The sequence below is a fragment of the Thermococcus sp. MAR1 genome, from assembly GCF_012027305.1.
Lineage (GTDB): Archaea > Methanobacteriota_B > Thermococci > Thermococcales > Thermococcaceae > Thermococcus.
In genome coordinates this window covers 1-379 of record NZ_SNUF01000052.1, presented here as the reverse complement: position 1 = coordinate 379, position 379 = coordinate 1, and the positions used below count along the sequence as shown (strand labels likewise).

At 36.1% G+C, this 379-nt stretch carries 1 protein-coding gene; it reads left to right on the top strand.

What is annotated here, in order from left to right; all coding sequences use genetic code 11:
- A partial coding sequence (gene pyrF / locus E3E25_RS11495; RefSeq protein WP_167893431.1) for an orotidine-5'-phosphate decarboxylase occupies window positions 1–379 on the top strand: 379 nt, incomplete at both ends.

Below are 379 nucleotides of genomic sequence, written 5' to 3'. Positions count from 1 at the left end.
TGTAGCTTATAAAATAAATACAGCTTTTTATGAAGCAATGGGTTTAAAGGGTTGGCAGGCAATGGAAGCAACCTGTAATTATATTCCGCAAACGCATTTTAAAATTGCCGATGCCAAGCGAGGCGATATCGGCAATACTTCTGCTCAATATGCCAAAACTTTTTTTCAAACATTTGCTTTTGATGCAGTAACAGTAGCACCTTATATGGGTGAAGACAGTGTAAAACCATTTTTAGAATATGACAATAAATTCACCATTGTATTGGGGTTAACAAGCAATGCAGGTGCAAATGATTTTCAAAAGTTGACGGTGGATACCAATAATCAACAAAAAAAATTATACGAAGTAGTGTTGGAAAAAATTGCCGGCTGGGGCAAT